An 18,004-nucleotide genomic window follows, 5' to 3' on the forward strand; every position below is an offset into this window, starting at 1 on the left:
GGCGTACCGGCCGATCAATGACATCTATCGCAGACGTGGGTTATGGTCTGCACAATCAGACGCCAGGCACTTCCATGGACATCAAGCAGCTCAAGTTCCTCATCGCACTCGACCAGACCCGCCACTTCGGCCAGGCGGCGGCGCTGTGCCATATCACCCAGCCGACGCTGTCCATGCGCCTGCGCAACCTGGAGGATGAGCTGGACCTGGTGCTGGTCAAGCGTGGCCAGCGCTTCGAAGGCTTCACCGAGGCCGGCGAGCGCATCCTGGCCTGGGCCCGCACCCTGCTCGCGGCCCACGACGGCCTGCAGGCCGAGGCTGCAAGTTGCCGTGGCCAAGTGGTCGGCAGCCTGCGCCTGGGCACGGTGCCGCTGGCCAGCTTCAATCCCATGCACCTGCTGCTGCCCCTGCGCGAAAAATACCCCGAACTGCACTTTCAGCTTAGCTCGCTGAGTTCGGAACAGGTCCTCGACGGCCTGAGCCGCAACCAGCTCGACCTGGGTATCTGCTACCTGGACCAGGTCAATACCAGCTTCTTCGAAGTGATCGAACTCGGCACCACCACCATGGGCCTGCTGCACGACACGCGGCACTTCCAGTTCGCCAGCGACCGACTGCGCTGGGACGAGCTCGGCGACATTCCGCTGGGGCTGCTGAGCAAAGGCATGCACTACCGCCAGTCGCTGGACCTGAGCTTCCGTAGCCGTGGTCTTGAACCCAATGCGGTGCTTGAGAGCGACTCGAGCTTCCAGCTTATCCAGGCCATCAACACCGGCATATGCTGCGCGATCATGCCATTGGACTGCGGCCTGGAAGACCTCAGCGAGCACCTGCGAATCCTGCCAGTGGCCGACGCCGCCATCCTTAGCCCGGTCGGGCTGCTGCTGCGCCGCAGCGAGCCGCGCTCGGCGATTGCCGAGCAGTGCTTTGCCGAGGCGCGTGAGCTGTTTCAGGCAACCTGATCGGCGGTAGCCTGGCGGTACTGGCGCGGCGTGAAGCCGGTCAGTTGCTTGAACTGGCGGCTGAAGGCGCTGTGATCGGTGTAGCCGCAGCGCATCGCCACTTCAGTGATCGGCAGCGCCGAATGCAGCAGTCGGTGGGCGTGCTCCAGGCGTGCCTTGTGGATCATCTGCCGGGGCGTGAGGTGGAACACCCGCTTGCAGTAGCGCTCCAACTGAGCCACGGAGATACCAGCGATGCGGGTCAGCTCGCCCATGCTGATCGGCTGATGAAAATGCCGGCGGATGTGCTCGTCCACCGCAGCCAGGCGCTGATAGGCGGGGTGGCTGTCAGCAGCTGACTGCAAGTCGACCGAGATGCCGACCAGGCCGATGATTTCGCCGGCAGGGTTGTACAGCGGGCGCTTGTGGGTCAGGCACCAGCCGGGCTCACGGCTGCCGTAGAGGTGCAGCTCCAACTGGTCCTCCAGCACCAGACCTTCCTTGAGAACACGTCGATCCTGCTCGGTATAGCCGGGGCCAAACTGTGCCGGAAACACCTCGGCGCTGGTCTTGCCCAGCAGCGGTTGCAGGCGCTTGAGGCCACAGCGCTGGACCAGTGTGTTGTTGGCCAACGCATAGCGGGCGGCAGAATCCTTGATGAAGATCGCGGCGTTGGGGATGGCGTCGAGCATCGGCAGCAACAGCGATACACCGGCAAGCAGGGCCTCGAGGGTGGCGGGGCGGTGCTGGTCCAGGGACTGGTAGAGGGTTGCCAGGGGGGTGTCGGTCATCTGTCGGTTCTCTGCTGGCTGGGCCGGCCTCTTCGCGGGTGAACCCGCTCCTACAGGGCCCCCACAGATTTCGAATTCTGCGCCGTACCTGTAGGAGCGGGTTCACCCGCGAAAGGGCCGACACTAGCACTGCATCTCTCAAACCCTTATCCGGTATGGCTTTGAGCCTATCCCCCCGCTTTGCGCCTTACCACTTTTTTTCTGCAACTGTGCCGATTTCGTCATCCCCTCTGCAGAAAACCATCAAGAACCGCCGCCCCGACCAGTTCACTCTATGCCCCACGCAAGCCGCCCAAGTCCTACAAGAGCGCGGCCCCAAAAGCCGCATCTCGTGACATCAGACCTGCCTATCCAATAACCAACAAAAAGGCGAACCCATGTCAGGCAAATTCAAAAAACAGTTATCACTGCTGGACCTCACCTTCATCGGCCTAGGCGCCATCTTCGGCTCCGGTTGGCTGTTTGCCGCCAGCCATGTCTCGGCCATCGCCGGCCCGGCAGGCATCCTCTCCTGGTTCCTGGGCGGGTTCGCCGTACTGTTGCTGGGCATCGTCTACTGCGAGCTGGGCGCCGCCTTGCCCCGCGCCGGTGGCGTGGTGCGCTACCCGGTGTACTCGCACGGCCCGCTGTTGGGCTACCTGATGGGCTTCATCACCCTGATCGCCTTTTCCAGCCTGATCGCCATCGAAGTAGTCGCCTCACGCCAATACGCCGCCGCCTGGTTTCCCGGGCTGACCAAGGCCGGCTCCAGCGACCCGACCGTGCTCGGCTGGCTGGTGCAGTTCGCCTTGCTGGGGCTGTTCTTCTTCCTCAACTACCGCAGCGTGAAAACCTTCGCCAAGGCCAACAACCTGGTCAGCGTGTTCAAGTTCATCGTGCCGCTGCTGGTGATCGGCGTGCTGTTCACCTTCTTCAAACCGGAAAACTTCGAGGTCCAGGGCTTTGCCCCGTTCGGCCTGTCCGGGGTGGAAATGGCGGTATCCGCCGGTGGCATCATCTTCGCCTACCTGGGCCTGACGCCGATCATTTCGGTGGCCAGCGAGGTGAAGAACCCGCAACGCACCATCCCCATTGCACTGATCTTGTCGGTACTGCTGTCCACCGCCATCTACGCGCTGCTGCAACTGGCTTTCCTTGGCAGCGTGCCGACCGAAATGCTGGCCAACGGCTGGGCCAGCGTGACCAAGGAATTGGCCCTGCCCTACCGTGACATCGCCCTGGCCCTGGGTGTGGGCTGGCTCGCCTACCTGGTGGTGGCCGACGCAGTGATCTCGCCAAGCGGCTGCGGCAACATCTACATGAACGCCACCCCACGCGTGATCTATGGCTGGGCGCAGACCGGCACCTTCTTCAAGTACTTCACCCGCATCGATGCAGAGTCCGGCATCCCGCGCCCGGCCCTGTGGCTGACATTTGGCCTGTCGGTGTTCTGGACCCTGCCGTTCCCATCGTGGGAAGCGCTGATCAACGTGGTGTCCGCTGCCCTGGTGCTGAGCTACGCCGTGGCCCCGGTCAGCGTCGCCGCCCTGCGCCGCAATGCACCACACATGCCGCGTCCGTTCCGGGTCAAGGGCATGGCCGTGCTCGGCCCGCTGTCGTTCATCATCGCTGCCCTGATCGTGTACTGGTCTGGCTGGAAAACCGTGTCGTGGCTGCTGGCCCTGCAGATCGTGATGTTCGTGCTGTACCTGCTGTGCAGCCGTTTCGTACCCACCCAGCACCTTTCGCTGGCCCAGCAAGTTCGCTCGTCGGCGTGGCTGATCGGGTTCTATGCGGTGACCATCCTGCTGTCGTGGCTGGGCAGCTTCGGCGGCCTGGGGGTAATCGGCCACCCGCTCGACACCGTGGTCGTGGCCGCCTGCGCGCTGGGCATCTACTACTGGGGCGCCGCTACAGGCGTGCCTGCCCACCTGGTACGCCTGGAAGGCGACGACGAAAGCGAAGCCTGCGCTGAAACCTCTAACGGCCGCCCTGTTGCCGTCGCTTCCTGATCTTTTACGCAAGGGACAAGCCCATGAAACAGATTCACGTCATCGACTCCCACACTGGCGGCGAACCGACCCGCCTGGTGATGAAGGGCTTTCCGCAACTGCACGGCCGCAGCATGGCCGAACAGCGCGACGAACTGCGCGAACTGCACGACCGGTGGCGCCGCGCCTGCCTGCTGGAGCCACGCGGCAACGATGTGCTGGTTGGCGCACTGTACTGCCCGCCAGTGTCGGCCGATGCCACCTGCGGGGTGATCTTCTTCAACAACGCCGGTTACCTGAACATGTGCGGCCACGGCACCATCGGCCTGGTCGCCTCGCTACAGCACCTGGGCCTGATCACGCCGGGTGTGCACAAGATCGACACCCCGGTCGGCCAGGTCAGCGCCACCTTGCATGAAGATGGCGCCATCACCGTCGCCAACGTGCCCTCCTACCGCTACCGCCAGCATGTGGCGGTGGACGTGCCCGGCCATGGCGTGGTGCGCGGCGACATTGCCTGGGGCGGCAACTGGTTTTTCCTTGTGTCCGAACACGGCCAGAGGATCGAGCTGGATAACCGCGAAGTGCTGACCGAGTACACCTGGGCCATGCTCAAGGCCCTGGAAGCCCAGGGCGTCACCGGCGAAAACGGCGCGCCCATCGACCACATCGAGCTGTTCGCCGACGACTCCAAAGCCGACAGCCGCAACTTCGTGATGTGCCCCGGCAAGGCCTACGACCGCTCCCCATGCGGCACAGGCACCAGCGCCAAGCTGGCCTGCCTGGCTGCCGACGGCAAGCTAGCCGAAGGCCAGACCTGGGTGCAGGCCAGCATCACCGGCAGCCAGTTCCATGGCCGCTACGTGCGCGACGGCGAACGCATTCGCCCGTTCATCACCGGCCGCGCCTATATGACCGCCGACAGCACCCTGCTGATCGACGAACAAGACCCGTTCGCCTGGGGCATCTGACCCCGGTCTTTTCCCGACTGAACTTTGCCAGGAGTGACAACAATGAATGACAACATCTTCACCGGCACCATGCCCGCCCTGATGACCCCGTGCACCGCCGAGCGCAAACCGGACTTCGACGCCTTGGTGCGCAAGGGCCGCGAGCTGATCGAGGCCGGCATGAGCGCGGTGGTGTACTGCGGTTCGATGGGTGATTGGCCGCTGCTGACCGAGGCCGAGCGCCAGGAAGGCGTGGCGCGCCTGGTGGCGGCCGGCATCCCGACCATCGTCGGCACGGGCGCGGTGAACACCCGTGAGGCGGTTTCGCATGCTGCACACGCCGCCAAGGTTGGCGCCGCCGGCCTGATGGTCATCCCCCGCGTGCTCAGCCGCGGTGCTTCGCTGATCGCCCAGAAGCACCATTTCTCGGCCATCCTCGCTGCCGCACCGAAACTGCCGGCGGTGATCTACAACAGCCCTTACTACGGCTTTGCCACCCGCGCCGACCTGTTCTTCGAACTGCGCAGCGAGTTCCCCAACCTGATCGGCTTCAAGGAGTTCGGCGGTGGCGCCGACCTGCGCTACGCCGCCGAACACATTACCTCCAAGGATGACGATGTCACCCTGATGGTCGGCGTCGACACCCAGGTGGTGCATGGCTTCGTCAACTGCAACGCCACCGGCGCCATCACCGGTATCGGCAATGCGCTACCGCGCGAAGTGCTGCAACTGGTGAGCCTGAGCAAACAGGCGGCCAAAGGCGACGCCCGTGCCCGCCGCCTGGCGCGTGAGCTGGAAGCGGCGCTGGCGGTGCTGTCGTCGTTCGATGAGGGCTGCGACCTGGTGCTGTATTACAAGCACTTGATGGTGCTGAACGGCGACACCGAGTACAGCCTGCACTTCAACGAGACCGACGTCCTGACCGACGCTCAGCGCAACTATGCCGAACAGCAGTACGCGCTGTTCCGCAGCTGGTACGCCAGCTGGTCGGCTGAGCAGAACATCGCCTGAGCAGCCACTGCTCTACCTGTGGGAGCGGGCGTGCCCGCGAATCAGGCGACCCGGTGCATGGCACCGGCTTCGCCGGTGTTCGCGGGTGAACCCGCTCCTACAGGGGTCGTAATCCCCCCCATGCATCTGCATTAGATTTCCAAGGAGGCTCCATGACCCTCACAGGCAACCTGCTGATCGGCCAGAGGCCGGTAACCGGCAGCCGCGAAGCCATCCGTGCCATCGACCCAACCACCGGTCAGGCTCTGGAACCGACCTACCTCGGCGGCACAGGCGAACAGGTGGCCCAGGCCTGCGCGCTGGCCTGGGCGGCATTCGATACCTACCGCGAAACTTCGCTCGAACAACGAGCAGAGTTCCTTGAAGCCATCGCCATACAGATCGAGGCCCTAGGCGATGCCCTGATCGACCGCGCCGTGGCCGAAACCGGCCTGCCCAAGGCGCGCATTCAGGGCGAGCGTGGTCGTACCTGCACCCAGCTACGCACCTTTGCCCGTGTGGTGCGGGCCGGCGAATGGCTGGACGTGCGGGTCGACAGCGCCCTGCCTGAGCGCCAGCCCCTCCCCCGCGCTGATTTGCGCCAGCGCCAGGTGGCCCTGGGGCCAGTCGCCGTGTTCGGCGCCAGCAATTTCCCGCTGGCCTTCTCGGTGGCCGGTGGTGACACCGCGTCGGCATTGGCCGCTGGCTGCCCAGTGGTGGTCAAGGCCCACAGCGCCCACCCCGGCACCAGCGAGCTGGTCGGCCAGGCGGTGGCGCAAGCAGTGAAGCAGTGCGGCTTGCCAGCCGGTGTGTTCTCGCTGCTTTATGGCTCGGGCCGCGAAGTGGGCATTGCCCTGGTCAGCGACCCACGTATCAAGGCCGTTGGTTTCACCGGCTCGCGCAGCGGTGGCATGGCGTTGTGCCAAGCCGCCCAGGCGCGCCCGGAGCCCATCCCGGTGTATGCCGAAATGAGTTCAATCAACCCGGTGTTCCTGTTCGACGCTGCCCTGCAAGCCCGTGCCGAAGCACTGGCACAAGGTTTCGTCGCCTCGCTGACCCAGGGCGCCGGCCAGTTCTGCACCAACCCTGGCCTGGTAATCGCCCGGCAGGGGCCGGCATTGCAGCGGTTCATCACTGCAGCCGCCGGGTACGTGCAGCAGGCCTCCGCCCAAACCATGCTCACCCCCGGCATTTTCAGTGCCTACCAGGCCGGTATCGCAGCCCTGGCAGACAACCCCTGTGCCCAGGCCATCGCCAGTGGCCAAACCGGTCAGGGCCCCAACCAGTGCCAGGCACAGTTGTTCGTAACCCAGGCCGAAGCGTTTCTCGCCGACCCGGCGTTGCAGGCTGAAGTGTTCGGTGCAGCGTCGCTGGTCGTTGCCTGCACCGACGATGAGCAGGTCCGCCAGGTAGCCGAACAGCTGGAAGGTCAGCTGACCGCCACCCTGCAACTGGACGAGGCCGACATCGACAGCGCTCGCGCCCTGCTCCCCACCCTTGAGCGCAAGGCCGGGCGTATTCTGGTCAATGGCTGGCCGACCGGCGTCGAGGTGTGCGATGCCATGGTCCACGGCGGGCCGTTCCCGGCCACTTCCGATGCACGCACCACCTCGGTGGGTACGGCGGCGATCCTGCGATTCCTGCGCCCGGTTTGCTATCAGGACGTCCCCGATGCGCTGCTGCCGCAGGCATTGAAACACGGCAACCCGCTGCAGCTGCGGCGCCTGCTTGATGGTAAACGGGAAGACTGAGCATGGTCGAAACCGCTGAAACCGATATCGCCGTGGTGGGCGCCGGCATTGTCGGCGTCGCCTGTGCCCTGCAACTGGCCCGCCAGGGCCATCGGGTAACGCTGGTCGACCGCCAGGCGCCCGGCCTCGGCGCGTCCTTCGGCAATGCCGGGCACCTGGCAACCGAGCAAGTGTTCCCGATTGCCGACCTGTCGATCCTCAAGCGCCTGCCGCGCATGCTGCTCGACCCGATGGGCCCGCTGCGCCTGGACTGGAAATACCTGCCCAAGGCCATGCCGTGGTTCACGCGGCTGCTGCTAAACCTGCGCCCGGCGCCGTTCCAGCGCAGCGTGGCTGGCATCCGCACATTGAACGAAGGCAGCCTGGGCGCCTGGCACCGGCTGTTGAGCTCGATCGGACGCAGCGAATTGTTTCAAGAGGATGGTTCGTTGCTGGTGTTCGAGAAACCTGAGTCACGCCAGGCGCTGGAGGCGTTGCGCACACGCATGCAACAGCAGGCGGTGCCGGTGGACTTCTGGTCCGCCAAAACCGTGCGCGAAGCGGCGCCGCAGCTCAGCCCGTCACTGTTGGGCGGACTGTTCTTTCCACGCACCGGGCACTTCATCGACCCTTATCGGGTGGTGTGCGAATTGTTCGAAGCGGCCAAGGCCAGCGGGGTACGCTTTGTCCAGGCGCAGGTCGATGGCGGGCAGCTACACAGTGCCGGCGTGAGCCTTGCCAGCGACCAAGGCATGCTCAATGCCCGCCAGGTACTTGTCAGCTGTGGTGCGCACTCTGCGAAACTGACCGCCGCGCTGACAGGCAAGCGGGTGCCGCTGGATACAGAACGCGGCTACCACCTGATGTTGCCAGGTGAGCACCAACGCCTGCCGTTTGCCGTCACCTCGCTTGAGCGCAAGTTCATCATGACGCCCATGGCCGAAGGCTTGCGCCTGGCTGGCACTGTGGAGTTTGCCGGGCTTCAGGCACCGCCGAGCATGCAGCGGGCTTGGCAGTTGCACCGGTTGAGCAAGGGGTTGTTCCGTCACGACTTGAGCGTCGAAGGGGCAACGCCGTGGATGGGTTTCAGGCCTTCGTTGCCAGACTCATTGCCAGTAATCGACAGGGTGTGCAATGGGCGGGTGCTGTTGGCGTTTGGGCATCAGCACCTGGGGTTGACCCAGGCGGCGGTGACGGCGGAATGGGTGGGGCGGTTGGCTGAGCAGGCTGGTGGGCCTGAGATGGGTGCATACCGACTGGATCGGTTTTAGCCTTTACCGGCCTCTTCGCGGGCAAGCCCGCTCCCACAGAGAGGGTGCAGCATCTGACACCTGTGGTGTCTCTGTGGGGACGGGCTTGCCCGCGAATGGGCTGCAAAGCAGCCCCTCCAAGCCTCAGCGGTAACGCTCGAGCCAGTGCGCATACGGTGCCGGCAAGGTCCAGGAGGCTTTTTCCACCCCCAGTTCCTTGGCCGCAAAGTAAGCCCAGTGCGGGTCGGCCAGGTGCGCGCGCCCTACCGATACCAGATCCAGCTGGTTGGCCTGCAATGCGGCCTCCGCCAACTGTGGCGTACCAAAGCCCCACGCCGACGTCACGGGCAGCTTCGCTTCGCGGCGCACGCGCTCGGCAATCGGCCCCATGAACGCTGGCCCCCAGGGGATGTTGGTGTCGGGAATGGTGAAGCCGACACTCACGCTCAGCAGGTCGAGCCCACCGGCCTTGAAGCGGCGGGCCAGTTCGATCGACTCTTCCAGGGTCTGCTCATCGCGGCCATCGTACTCCAACACACCAAAGCGCGCGGTCAGCGGCAGGTTCTCCGGCCACACTTCGCGCACGGCGGCCAGTGTTTCCAGCAGGAAGCGGCTGCGGTTGTCGAAGCTGCCACCGTAGGCATCGGTGCGCTTGTTGGAGTGCTCGGAGAAGAAACTCTGGCCCAGGTAGCCATGGGCAAAGTGCAGTTCGATCCACTCGAAGCCGGCATCACGCGCACGGCGGGCGGCATCGACGAAGTCCTGCTTGACCCGGGCGATATCGTCCAGCGTCATTTCCCGTGGCACCTTCGGCAGGTGCGCGCCAAAGGCAATGGCAGACGGGGCAATGGTCTCCCAGCCACGTGCATCGTCGGCGGCAATGTGGTCGTCACCCTCCCACGGGCGGTTGGCGCTGGCCTTGCGCCCGGCGTGGGCGATCTGGATGCCCGGCACGGAACCGGCAGCCTTGATGGCCTGCACCACCGGTACGAACGCCTGAGCGTGGGCATCGCTCCAGATCCCGGCGCAACCGGGGGTGATACGCCCTTCCGGCGCCACAGCAGTGGCTTCGACCACCAGCAAGCCCGCACCACCACGGGCCAGCCCGGCCAGGTGCACATGGTGCCAGTCGTTGATCATGCCGTCTTCGGCCATGTATTGGCACATTGGCGGAATGGCAATGCGGTTACGCAGGGTGACGTCTTTGAGGGTGTAGGGCTCGAACAGTGCGGACATGGGAAACTCCGGGTTCATTTGATTACTGTTGTTCGATCATAATCGAACTATGGCAATTAATGAAACCCCCGTTATCATGTCAACCATGCGAGCCTATAAACATCCCAACCCCGAAGACCTTATCCTTGAACGCCTGCTCTATGCGCTCAGCGACCCCGTGCGCCTGGAAATCGTCCGTCACCTGGCCGGCGTGGCCGAGGCCAGCTGTGGCGAGCTGGACGGAGGCCGGCCGAAGTCGAGCATGTCCCACCACTTCCGTGTGTTGCGTGATGCAGGGCTGGTGCAAACCCGCAATGTCGGGACTACCCATATGAATTCGCTGCGTAGCGAGATGCTGGATAAGCGGTTCCCGGGGTTGCTGGAGTGCATACTGCGCCAGCAGTGATACCTGTGCAGGCCTCTTCGCGGGTGAACCCGCTCCTACCAGGGATGGCGATAAGCCTGAGGGTTGCGCTGTGCTTGGCAACAAAAAAGCCACGAGGTCTCCCCCGTGGCTTTCTTTCACAACAATGGCCGATTACAGCGCCATGTCATTCTCGGGCTTGCTCTCGACCGGCTTGCTTGCCGCGCCACCGAATTCAACGCTGGCGTCGATCACCGGCGGTTTCCCCAGCTGCAGCACTTCAGCGGTGTAGTTCCACTCTTTCTGGGTGGCCGCTGCCGAATCGTTCAGCTTGGTGCCGTAGCTGGGCACGATTTCCTTGATCTTGGCCTGCCACTCTGGGGTAGCGACCTTCTCCTTGAACACCGTTTCCAGCACGTGCAGCATGATCGGCGCAGCAGTCGAAGCACCCGGCGAGGCACCCAGCAGGCCCGCGATGGTGCGGTCTTCGGACGCCACCACTTCAGTGCCCAGCTTCAGCACGCCGCCCTTCTCGGCATCACGCTTGATGATCTGCACACGCTGACCGGCCTGCCACAGGCGCCATTCTTCTTTCTTGGCGTTCGGGAAGTAGGCGCGCAGGGCTTCGAAGCGATCATCGTCAGACAGCATCAGTTGGCCCGCGAGGTACTCGACCAGTGGGTACTGGTCGATACCGACTTTGGTCATCGGCCACACGTTGTGGGTGGTGGTGCTGCTCAGCAGGTCCAGGTACGAGCCATTCTTCAGGAACTTGGTCGAGAAGGTGGCGAACGGGCCAAACAGGATCACGCGCTTGCCATCCAGCACACGGGTGTCCAGGTGCGGGACCGACATGGGTGGCGCACCGGTCGAGGCGATACCATAGGCCTTGGCCATGTGCTGCATGGCCACGGTCGGGTTCTCGGTCACCAGGAACGAACCGCCCACCGGGAAGCCTGCGTATTCCTTGGCTTCCGGAATACCCGACTTCTGCAGCAGCTTCAGCGCGCCGCCGCCGGCACCGATGAACAGGAACTTGGCGTCGGTGGCCGACTCGGTGCCGTCCTTCAGGTTCTTGTATTCGACGTGCCAGGAGCCGTCCTTGTTGCGGGTGATGTCCTGCACTTCGCTGGACAGCTTCAGGTCGAAGCCTTTCTGGGTCTGCAGGTGGCCAACGAACTGGCGGGTGATCTCACCAAAGTTGACGTCGGTACCGATTGGCGTCCAGGTCACGGCCAGCTTCTGCTTCGGGTCCCGGCCTTCCATCATCAGCGGGACCCACTTGGCGATCTGCGCGTGGTCCTCGGAGTACTGCATCGGGCGGAACAGCGGGCTGGTCTGCAGTGCGTCGTAGCGTTTCTTGAGGAACTTGATGTTGTCATCGCCCCACACGAAGCTCATGTGCGGGGTGGTGTTGATGAACGAGTGCGGGTTCTTCAGTACGCCCTGGCGTACCTGCCACGACCAGAACTGGCGGGAAATCTGGAAGGCTTCGTTGATTTCGATGGCCTTGGAGATGTTGACGTTGCCGTCTTTGTCTTCCGGGGTGTAGTTCAGCTCGGCCAACGCGGAGTGGCCGGTACCGGCGTTGTTCCAGCCGTTGGAGCTTTCTTCGGCCACGCCATCCAGGCGCTCGACCATTTCCATCGACCAGCTTGGCTCCAGCTCGTGCAGCCACACGGCCAGGGTCGAACTCATGATGCCGCCGCCGACCAGCAGCACGTCTACTTTCTTGGTTTCTGCAGCGTGCGCTTGCATGACGCTTGCAGCGACCGCCAGACCCAGCAAGGTCTTGCCAGCTTTCTTGAACATTGATCATTTCCAGTCAGGAGAACAGAGTGAGGGCCTGTGGCTGGCCCCGGTAAAGCGTGTTCTTCAGCGCAGGCTTGTTGTTGATCATTGTTCAGCAGCCAGAGAACCAGAAAACGACTCGGCCTTTAGTCGAATTGACCGACAAGGCTGAATCGTTTTTCCGATTGTATCTGAAATGCCAGCACAAACAAATTGCAGGCCGGGGCGTCAAGGCGACCGGTTGCCCCAGCGGCAGAATGTCACGCTAAAAACAAAAACCCCCGACCATGTACATGACCGGGGGCCTTGGATCACGCCGCACGCGTCGCGATCAGGGTACCGCCAAGATTACTGCTGCTGAGGCAGTTTATCGATCGGGCCGCAGCCACCGATGATCTTGGAGATGGAAACCGAAGGGTGGAACAGGTAGTCGTAGGTGCAGTTTTTCGGTTGGTTGTAAACTTGGCCAGTGCAACCCGACAGCAGGGCAACACCCGATACGACAGCAACGGCTACGGTGGCCTTGAACAGCTTTTTCATTACTCAGTCCTTTAAATGAATCATCTTCGACCATCGTCTGATGGCGGCCGAATGATACAGAACCCAGGCAATGGATCCAAGTCACAAAGTGCAATGACTCGTTGCAGGCGAGCAACAAAAAGCCCAGCTGCGTAGGGCCCTTTAGAGTGCGAAACGAAGGCCATGAATATGGCGCCTATCACCAGCCCCCTTCAAAGCGCCGCCCTATGAACAGCCCAATCCCGACACCCAGTGCAATAATTGACAGAGTTACCGTTTTCAACCCTGACCCTCCATCTTCGCTGGCAAAGACGCCGAATGCCCCGCCCGCCGATACCAGCGCTAGCCATTTTTTGCCGGTGTACAGGAAAGTTCGTTCGAACTTCATTTCACGCATCCCTTCGTGACAACACCGAGAATTTTTCACGCACCGGGCTTGGATGCCAACCCGCTTTTCTAGCGGCCATTTTGGCAGCCGACGATTTAGCGCTGTGGCAACTTCGCAGTGTTCTATCAACGAATGCTCGGCGTCCTGCTCGTGCGGCGCAGAACCATGTCGAGACAGCCTTCTTGCAATTGCAGATGTAGGCACATTCACCGGCGGATCTGCGCACTTTTACTTCCGCACCTTCATGCCGACTCAAGGTCACCCAGCACACTTCCAGGCGGGCGCGCGCCCCGTGCATGAGCGACCTTGCGTTACGATGGGCCTCAACTTGCTTACATATCAAATGCTGACGGTAGAACGATCATGTCCCGAATGGTCACGTTGCGCGGGCGGGTGAGCATATACATCACCGCATCCGCGATGTCGTCGGGCTCGATCAGGCTGCCGCTCTCCTTGGCCTTGCGCAGGTTTTCTTCCGGCCAATCGGCCAGCAGGGCGCTGCTGACCGGGCCAGGCGAAACCGCCCCCACGCGGATACCATGGTGCTTTACCTGCCGCCGCACAGTCTGCACAAAGCCGTTGACCGCCCACTTGGAGGCCGAGTACACCGGTTCCCAGGGCACCGGGAAATGGCCAGCCACCGAACCGGTCACCACAATGTCACCCTGGCCGCGATCGATCATGTGCGGCAGCACATCATGCACGTTCCTGACCACGGCATTGATATTGAGATTCAGCATGCGGTCGATGGCTGCCATGTCGTTTTCAACGAACTCCCCGCCCACATAGCAGCCAGCATTGGCATGCAGGATATCGAGCTGGCCGGCAACTGCCAGGATACCCGGCATCAGGGTCGCGCAGCTGTCAGGGACGAGCAGATCGATCACCAACGGGATGGCAGCCTCACCCAACTGTTCACAGGCCTTGGCAAGCAATTGCTCGTCACGGTCAACCATAACCACCCTGGCCCCTGCTGCCACCATCGCAGTGGCGGTTGCCAGGCCTATTCCGGATGCAGCACCGGTCACGGCCGCCACTTTACCCTGCAGGTGCATTCCCATCAGGCATCTCCCCGCGCCCGCTCAAGGGCGCTGTTGTCATTATTATGTAGACGTTTACATGCAGCATCACATGCGTGCCGCCATATCTGATGCCAGGGTGCATAGATATGTCAACGTCTACATTTGCATCGAAATATGTAGGCATGTCTGGCCTGCGGGGTCAGAGCAGCAACTGGCCTTCGATTATCTGACTTTGTGGTGACAGCGAAGGGTCATCTATCTGGTCCAGCAACATGTTGATTGCTCCAATCCCCAGTTTCGCGCTGCTATGGCTGATGCAAGGGATAGGTTGGCCGTAGATTTCGGCATAGCGCACCTGGTCAATGCTGAACAGCGCAATGTCGTCGCGGCTCAAGCCCAATTCGCGCATTGCCTGCAGCGCGCCCAGGGTCATCAGCGCGTTCAGGCCGAAAATGACATCGGGCCACTTGCCGCTCTGCAGGTAGTTGCGCACCGCGTCCCGGGCCGGCGCCTGGACGAAGTCGCCGTGCACAACCTCCAGAACGGTCGGTTCTGGCCACTGTTCCAGTGCCCGACGGATCCCGGCAAGGCGCGACAAGGAGATATTGGAGCGTTGCGGCCCGGCCACTACCAGCAGCCGGCGCAAGCCCTGTGCAAGCAGCGCCCGAGCGCCCTGGTAACCACTTTGCTCGTTGTCCAGGTACACGCCGGCGAATGGGGCGCCAGTCAGCTGACGGTCGATCTGCACCACCGGAATCGACGACATCACCAGCTTGGGCAGGTAGCTTGGCTGGTAGGTATCATCATCGCTGATAGCCGACAGGATCAGCCCCGCCACCTGATAGCTGAGCAGCGTATCGATCGCCCGCGCCTCCAGCTCTTCGGAGCCATCGGTATCGAACAACATCAAGGTGTAGTCGCGCTTCTTCGCCTCGCGCGTGATCGCCTTGATGATTTCACCGTAAAACGGGTTCTCCAGGCTTGCCGTCACCAGGCCGACCAACCGGCTTTCACGGTTCTTGAGGTTGCGGGCAAAGGCATTGGGCACGTAGTTGAGCTCACGAGCCACTTTCAGTATCTGCTCTAACGTCTCCTTCTTGACCTTCTCCGGCTGGTTGAGCGCACGCGAGACCGTGACGGTGGTCATGTTCACACGCTTGGCGATGTCGGTGATGGTGGCTTTGACTGGTCTGGTCATGAACGCTCGGAAAGTGGCGAAGGCGCGGGTACGTTGATGACCGGATTTTCGCCGATTCGGGGCCAACCGACAAATCGCAGCAGATTGTAGGAGAAAAGATGCTGTGTTAGCTTCCGAAATGTAAACGTTAACATTGCACTGCCCAACGCTTGATCAGCCTGTCATTGCGCAAGATCCGGCTGATCTGCTTTTGCAATGCTGACAATCACCAAAACCCAACAGACCAACAACAAGGGTGTACGCATGGATTACGTGATCGGTGTCGACATCGGCACGCAGAGTACCAAGGCACTGCTGATGTCAACGCAGGGGGAAGTGCAGGCCCAGGCATCAGCCAGCTATCAGGTGGAGCAGCCCCGCCCGTTGTGGGCACAGCAATGGCCACAAGTATGGCTGGATGCGGTGTACGACACGGTGGCCGCCAGCGTCCGCCGAAGCCAGGTGCCAGCAGCCCGGGTCAAGGCCATTTGCATCAGCAGCCTCTACGGTGGCTCGGGCATCCCGGTAGACGCCGGCATCGAGCCTCTGCACCCCTGCCTGATCTGGATGGACCGGCGGGCTATCGCCGAGGCCGAATGGGTGCGTAGCCACCTGGACGTCGAACAACTGGCGCGCATCACCGGCAACGGCGTTGACAGCTATTACGGCTACACGAAGATGCTCTGGATCAAGCGCAACCTGCCAGAGGTCTGGAGCAGGACCCGCTACTTGCTGCCTCCCAACAGCTATGTGCAATACCATCTGACCGGCGAACTGGCGGTGGACCACAGTTCTGCAGGCAATATCGGTGGCATCTATGACCTGGCGGCACGCGCCTGGTCGCCCGACATGATGGAAGCACTGGGCATCGACCCCGCGCTCATGCCACAACGCCTGGTGGCGCCCGGGCAAATCATCGGCCACCTGCTTCCGGCGGCAGCGCAGCGGTTGGGGCTGCTGCCTGGCACGGCGGTGGTCGCTGGCGGTGTCGATGCGGCGATGGCAACGCTGGCAGCCGGGGTGGTTGCCCCGGGCAACCATGTGGCGATGCTGGGCACCAGCATGTGCTGGGGCTTTATCAAACAGCACAGCGATGCAAGCCCGGGCCTGATCAACATGCCTTATGTGCACGAAACCGCCACCACCACCTACAGCTTTGGCGGCGCAATTACTGCAGGCGCTGCAATCAGCTGGTTCCGTGAGCAGTTCTGTACCGAGGAAAAGCAGGCGGCGGCCCTGGCACCCGGCGTCGAGGTGCACCAGTTGATCGAACGGGAGGCTGCCAAGACTCCCGCAGGTGCAGAAGGCCTGCTGTTCTTGCCGTACCTCATGGGCGAGCGCACCCCCATCTGGGACGCCAGGGCTTCGGGTGCCTATGTAGGCCTGTCGCTGTTCCATCACAAGGCCCATCTGTACCGCGCGGTACTCGAAGGCCTGGCCTTTGCCTTGCGCCACAACATGCAACAAGGCGGTGATGCGGGGTGCAACCTTGACCCGCAACTGATCGTGGTAGGCGGTGGCACGGCATCAGACCTGTGGATGCAAATCATCGCCGATGTTACCGGGTATGACGTGTTCACCATCGAAGAGCAAGTGGAAGCACCTTTAGGCGGCGCCGTCCTCGCGGCCATGGCAATAGGCGCGGTCGAAAATGTCGAGGTCATCCGCCAGTGGCGCACCCTGCGCCTGAGGGCCCGACCAGACCCTGCGAACACAGCCTTGTATGACCAGATGTTTGCCCATTACTGCGCTTCCTATGACGCATTGAAACCGATCATGCATCGCCTGGCCGACCTGGCAAGGCAGCAGCCAGCACCTGCGCCTGCCACCCTGTCACGCACCGCCCAGCCACTTGCCGACTGAGATCAATCACAAGAGAGATGCCAACATGTCCACATGGCTTAGCCAGCTGAAGCAACACAGCACAGTGGTCGCCGACACCGGCGATGTCCAGGCGGTACGCCGTTTCGCGCCGCAGGATGCCACCACTAACCCTTCATTGGTGCTCAAGGCCATGAAGTCGGGCCAGTACGACACCTTGCTCGAAGACCTGTGCACCACTGCCGTCGCCTCCGGCTTGCCCACGCCGGAGGCGATCGAATATGTCTGTGACCGCCTGGTGGTAGCCTTGGGCTGCAGCTTGATGCAGTACGTCCCAGGCCGGGTATCGAGTGAGGTAGATGCAAGACTGTCGTTCGACACACAGGCAAGCATGATGAAAGCCCGGCGGTTGACCGCACTGTATGAGGCCGCCGGCGTCTCACGCGACCGCATCCTGATAAAGCTGGCGGCAACCTGGGAAGGTATCCGCGCGGCGGCTGAACTGGAGCGCGAGGGTATTCAGTGCAATCTGACGCTGATCTTCAGCCTGGCCCAGGCCCGCGCGTGTGCGGAAGCCGGGGTGTTCCTGATTTCGCCATTCGTGGGCCGGGTACTGGATTGGCATCGCCAGGCCCTGCCTGAAACAACGTTCATGCCAGCACAGGAGCCGGGGGTCGGGTTGGTCATGGCCTGTCAGCACTTCATGCGCCGCCACGGTTACGCCACATCGGTGATGGCGGCGAGCTTTCGCAACGTGGGTGAAATCGTTGCGCTGGCAGGATGCGATCGGCTGACGATCAGCCCGGCACTGCTTGAGGAGCTGGCTGCCACCGAGGGTAGTCTACCGGTTGCCCTCGTCGAAAACGCAGAATGCGAGACGCCGCCAGCACCACTGAGCGAGGCTGATTTTCGCTGGCAAATGAATGAGGACGCGATGGCGACCGAAAAGCTGGCTGAAGGGATACGCGGCTTCACCCACGATCAGCGGGCGCTGGAGGCACTTGTTGGGCAACGTTTCGGGGGATGAGGACGGGTGCTCACCCAGTTGCCTGAGCCAAACTGACAGCGGGGCTATGCCCTCGGCA

At 62.6% G+C, this 18,004-nt stretch carries 16 protein-coding genes; 9 read left to right on the plus strand and 7 right to left on the minus strand.

From position 1 onward, the window contains the following. The first annotated feature begins 74 nt into the window (after window positions 1-74). Entirely contained in the window at window positions 75-962 is an 888-nt protein-coding gene (locus J3A98_RS17480) for a LysR family transcriptional regulator (protein WP_209969894.1), read from the plus strand. Here J3A98_RS17480 and J3A98_RS17485 read toward each other — a convergent pair. Continuing rightward, window positions 950-1,732: an AraC family transcriptional regulator gene (locus J3A98_RS17485; RefSeq protein WP_209967553.1), complete on the minus strand. Its 783-nt coding sequence runs from the start codon at window positions 1,730-1,732 to the stop codon at window positions 950-952. The two genes, J3A98_RS17480 and J3A98_RS17485, sit on opposite strands and share 13 nt — an antisense overlap. A gap of 377 nt (window positions 1,733-2,109) precedes the next feature. Between J3A98_RS17485 and J3A98_RS17490 the strand changes: the two genes are divergently transcribed. The 5 genes from J3A98_RS17490 to J3A98_RS17510 all read left to right on the plus strand — a co-directional run bounded on the left by J3A98_RS17490 (window position 2,110) and on the right by J3A98_RS17510 (window position 8,643). Continuing rightward, the gene (locus J3A98_RS17490) at window positions 2,110-3,723 is read left to right on the plus strand and encodes an APC family permease (RefSeq protein WP_176685074.1); all 1,614 of its coding nucleotides are present in this window, start codon (window positions 2,110-2,112) and stop codon (window positions 3,721-3,723) included. Window positions 3,724-3,746: 23 nt separating this feature from the next. Then, window positions 3,747-4,673, plus strand: coding sequence for a 4-hydroxyproline epimerase (locus J3A98_RS17495; RefSeq protein WP_209967556.1), 927 nt, complete (start codon window positions 3,747-3,749; stop codon window positions 4,671-4,673). Between the two features lie 42 nt (window positions 4,674-4,715). Further along, window positions 4,716-5,663 (plus strand): dihydrodipicolinate synthase family protein, encoded by a 948-nt coding sequence (locus tag J3A98_RS17500; RefSeq protein ID WP_176685076.1) that lies wholly within the window; start codon window positions 4,716-4,718, stop codon window positions 5,661-5,663. A 152-nt stretch (window positions 5,664-5,815) separates the two neighbouring features. Further along, on the plus strand, window positions 5,816-7,393 hold the full coding sequence (locus tag J3A98_RS17505; protein WP_209967558.1) for an aldehyde dehydrogenase (NADP(+)): 1,578 nt from the start codon (window positions 5,816-5,818) through the stop codon (window positions 7,391-7,393). Between the two features lie 2 nt (window positions 7,394-7,395). Beyond that, window positions 7,396-8,643: an FAD-dependent oxidoreductase gene (locus J3A98_RS17510; RefSeq protein ID WP_209967560.1), complete on the plus strand. Its 1,248-nt coding sequence runs from the start codon at window positions 7,396-7,398 to the stop codon at window positions 8,641-8,643. A gap of 123 nt (window positions 8,644-8,766) precedes the next feature. Here the strand turns inward: J3A98_RS17510 and xenA are convergent, their stop codons facing one another. Continuing rightward, window positions 8,767-9,858, minus strand: a complete 1,092-nt coding sequence (xenA, locus tag J3A98_RS17515; RefSeq protein ID WP_010952388.1) for a xenobiotic reductase XenA — start codon at window positions 9,856-9,858, stop codon at window positions 8,767-8,769. A 49-nt stretch (window positions 9,859-9,907) separates the two neighbouring features. Here xenA and J3A98_RS17520 point away from each other — a divergent pair, with 49 nt between their 5' ends. Further along, window positions 9,908-10,243 (plus strand): helix-turn-helix domain-containing protein, encoded by a 336-nt coding sequence (locus tag J3A98_RS17520; protein ID WP_021783354.1) that lies wholly within the window; start codon window positions 9,908-9,910, stop codon window positions 10,241-10,243. Between the two features lie 132 nt (window positions 10,244-10,375). Here the strand turns inward: J3A98_RS17520 and mqo are convergent, their stop codons facing one another. From mqo to J3A98_RS17545, 5 genes are all read right to left on the minus strand, one after another. After that, window positions 10,376-12,013, minus strand: coding sequence for a malate dehydrogenase (quinone) (gene mqo, locus J3A98_RS17525; protein ID WP_209967562.1), 1,638 nt, complete (start codon window positions 12,011-12,013; stop codon window positions 10,376-10,378). Between the two features lie 327 nt (window positions 12,014-12,340). Next, entirely contained in the window at window positions 12,341-12,532 is a 192-nt protein-coding gene (locus J3A98_RS17530; RefSeq protein ID WP_003254720.1) for a YhfL family protein, read from the minus strand. 178 nt (window positions 12,533-12,710) lie between these two features. Further along, entirely contained in the window at window positions 12,711-12,899 is a 189-nt protein-coding gene (locus J3A98_RS17535; protein WP_209967564.1) for a hypothetical protein, read from the minus strand. A 332-nt stretch (window positions 12,900-13,231) separates the two neighbouring features. Then, window positions 13,232-13,960: an SDR family oxidoreductase gene (locus J3A98_RS17540; protein WP_209967566.1), complete on the minus strand. Its 729-nt coding sequence runs from the start codon at window positions 13,958-13,960 to the stop codon at window positions 13,232-13,234. A 160-nt stretch (window positions 13,961-14,120) separates the two neighbouring features. Next, window positions 14,121-15,119, minus strand: a complete 999-nt coding sequence (locus J3A98_RS17545; protein WP_209967569.1) for a LacI family DNA-binding transcriptional regulator — start codon at window positions 15,117-15,119, stop codon at window positions 14,121-14,123. Between the two features lie 243 nt (window positions 15,120-15,362). Here J3A98_RS17545 and J3A98_RS17550 point away from each other — a divergent pair, with 243 nt between their 5' ends. Together J3A98_RS17550 and tal are read left to right on the plus strand one after the other, a co-directional pair. After that, window positions 15,363-16,961: an FGGY-family carbohydrate kinase gene (locus J3A98_RS17550; protein ID WP_209969896.1), complete on the plus strand. Its 1,599-nt coding sequence runs from the start codon at window positions 15,363-15,365 to the stop codon at window positions 16,959-16,961. 25 nt (window positions 16,962-16,986) lie between these two features. Further along, the gene (tal, locus tag J3A98_RS17555; RefSeq protein ID WP_209967571.1) at window positions 16,987-17,946 is read left to right on the plus strand and encodes a transaldolase; all 960 of its coding nucleotides are present in this window, start codon (window positions 16,987-16,989) and stop codon (window positions 17,944-17,946) included. Window positions 17,947-18,004: the final 58 nt, after the last annotated feature.

Source organism: Pseudomonas sp. BP6 (assembly GCF_017875935.1).
In the GTDB taxonomy this organism is placed as follows: Bacteria; Pseudomonadota; Gammaproteobacteria; order Pseudomonadales; family Pseudomonadaceae; genus Aquipseudomonas; species Aquipseudomonas putida_Y.

What these genes read in the sequence shown, in the direction of transcription:
- J3A98_RS17505 (WP_209967558.1), top strand. Translation starts at nt 5,816, where the DNA reads ATGACCCTCACAGGCAACCTGCTGATCGGCCAGAGGCCGGTAACCGGC.
- J3A98_RS17510 (WP_209967560.1), top strand. Translation starts at nt 7,396, where the DNA reads ATGGTCGAAACCGCTGAAACCGATATCGCCGTGGTGGGCGCCGGCATT.
- J3A98_RS17535 (WP_209967564.1), bottom strand. Translation starts at nt 12,899, where the DNA reads ATGAAGTTCGAACGAACTTTCCTGTACACCGGCAAAAAATGGCTAGCG.
- J3A98_RS17530 (WP_003254720.1), bottom strand. Translation starts at nt 12,532, where the DNA reads ATGAAAAAGCTGTTCAAGGCCACCGTAGCCGTTGCTGTCGTATCGGGT.
- J3A98_RS17480 (WP_209969894.1), top strand. Translation starts at nt 75, where the DNA reads ATGGACATCAAGCAGCTCAAGTTCCTCATCGCACTCGACCAGACCCGC.
- J3A98_RS17495 (WP_209967556.1), top strand. Translation starts at nt 3,747, where the DNA reads ATGAAACAGATTCACGTCATCGACTCCCACACTGGCGGCGAACCGACC.
- J3A98_RS17550 (WP_209969896.1), top strand. Translation starts at nt 15,363, where the DNA reads ATGGATTACGTGATCGGTGTCGACATCGGCACGCAGAGTACCAAGGCA.
- J3A98_RS17490 (WP_176685074.1), top strand. Translation starts at nt 2,110, where the DNA reads ATGTCAGGCAAATTCAAAAAACAGTTATCACTGCTGGACCTCACCTTC.
- J3A98_RS17485 (WP_209967553.1), bottom strand. Translation starts at nt 1,732, where the DNA reads ATGACCGACACCCCCCTGGCAACCCTCTACCAGTCCCTGGACCAGCAC.
- J3A98_RS17500 (WP_176685076.1), top strand. Translation starts at nt 4,716, where the DNA reads ATGAATGACAACATCTTCACCGGCACCATGCCCGCCCTGATGACCCCG.
- tal (WP_209967571.1), top strand. Translation starts at nt 16,987, where the DNA reads ATGTCCACATGGCTTAGCCAGCTGAAGCAACACAGCACAGTGGTCGCC.
- J3A98_RS17520 (WP_021783354.1), top strand. Translation starts at nt 9,908, where the DNA reads ATGGCAATTAATGAAACCCCCGTTATCATGTCAACCATGCGAGCCTAT.
- xenA (WP_010952388.1), bottom strand. Translation starts at nt 9,858, where the DNA reads ATGTCCGCACTGTTCGAGCCCTACACCCTCAAAGACGTCACCCTGCGT.
- mqo (WP_209967562.1), bottom strand. Translation starts at nt 12,013, where the DNA reads ATGTTCAAGAAAGCTGGCAAGACCTTGCTGGGTCTGGCGGTCGCTGCA.
- J3A98_RS17545 (WP_209967569.1), bottom strand. Translation starts at nt 15,119, where the DNA reads ATGACCAGACCAGTCAAAGCCACCATCACCGACATCGCCAAGCGTGTG.
- J3A98_RS17540 (WP_209967566.1), bottom strand. Translation starts at nt 13,960, where the DNA reads ATGGGAATGCACCTGCAGGGTAAAGTGGCGGCCGTGACCGGTGCTGCA.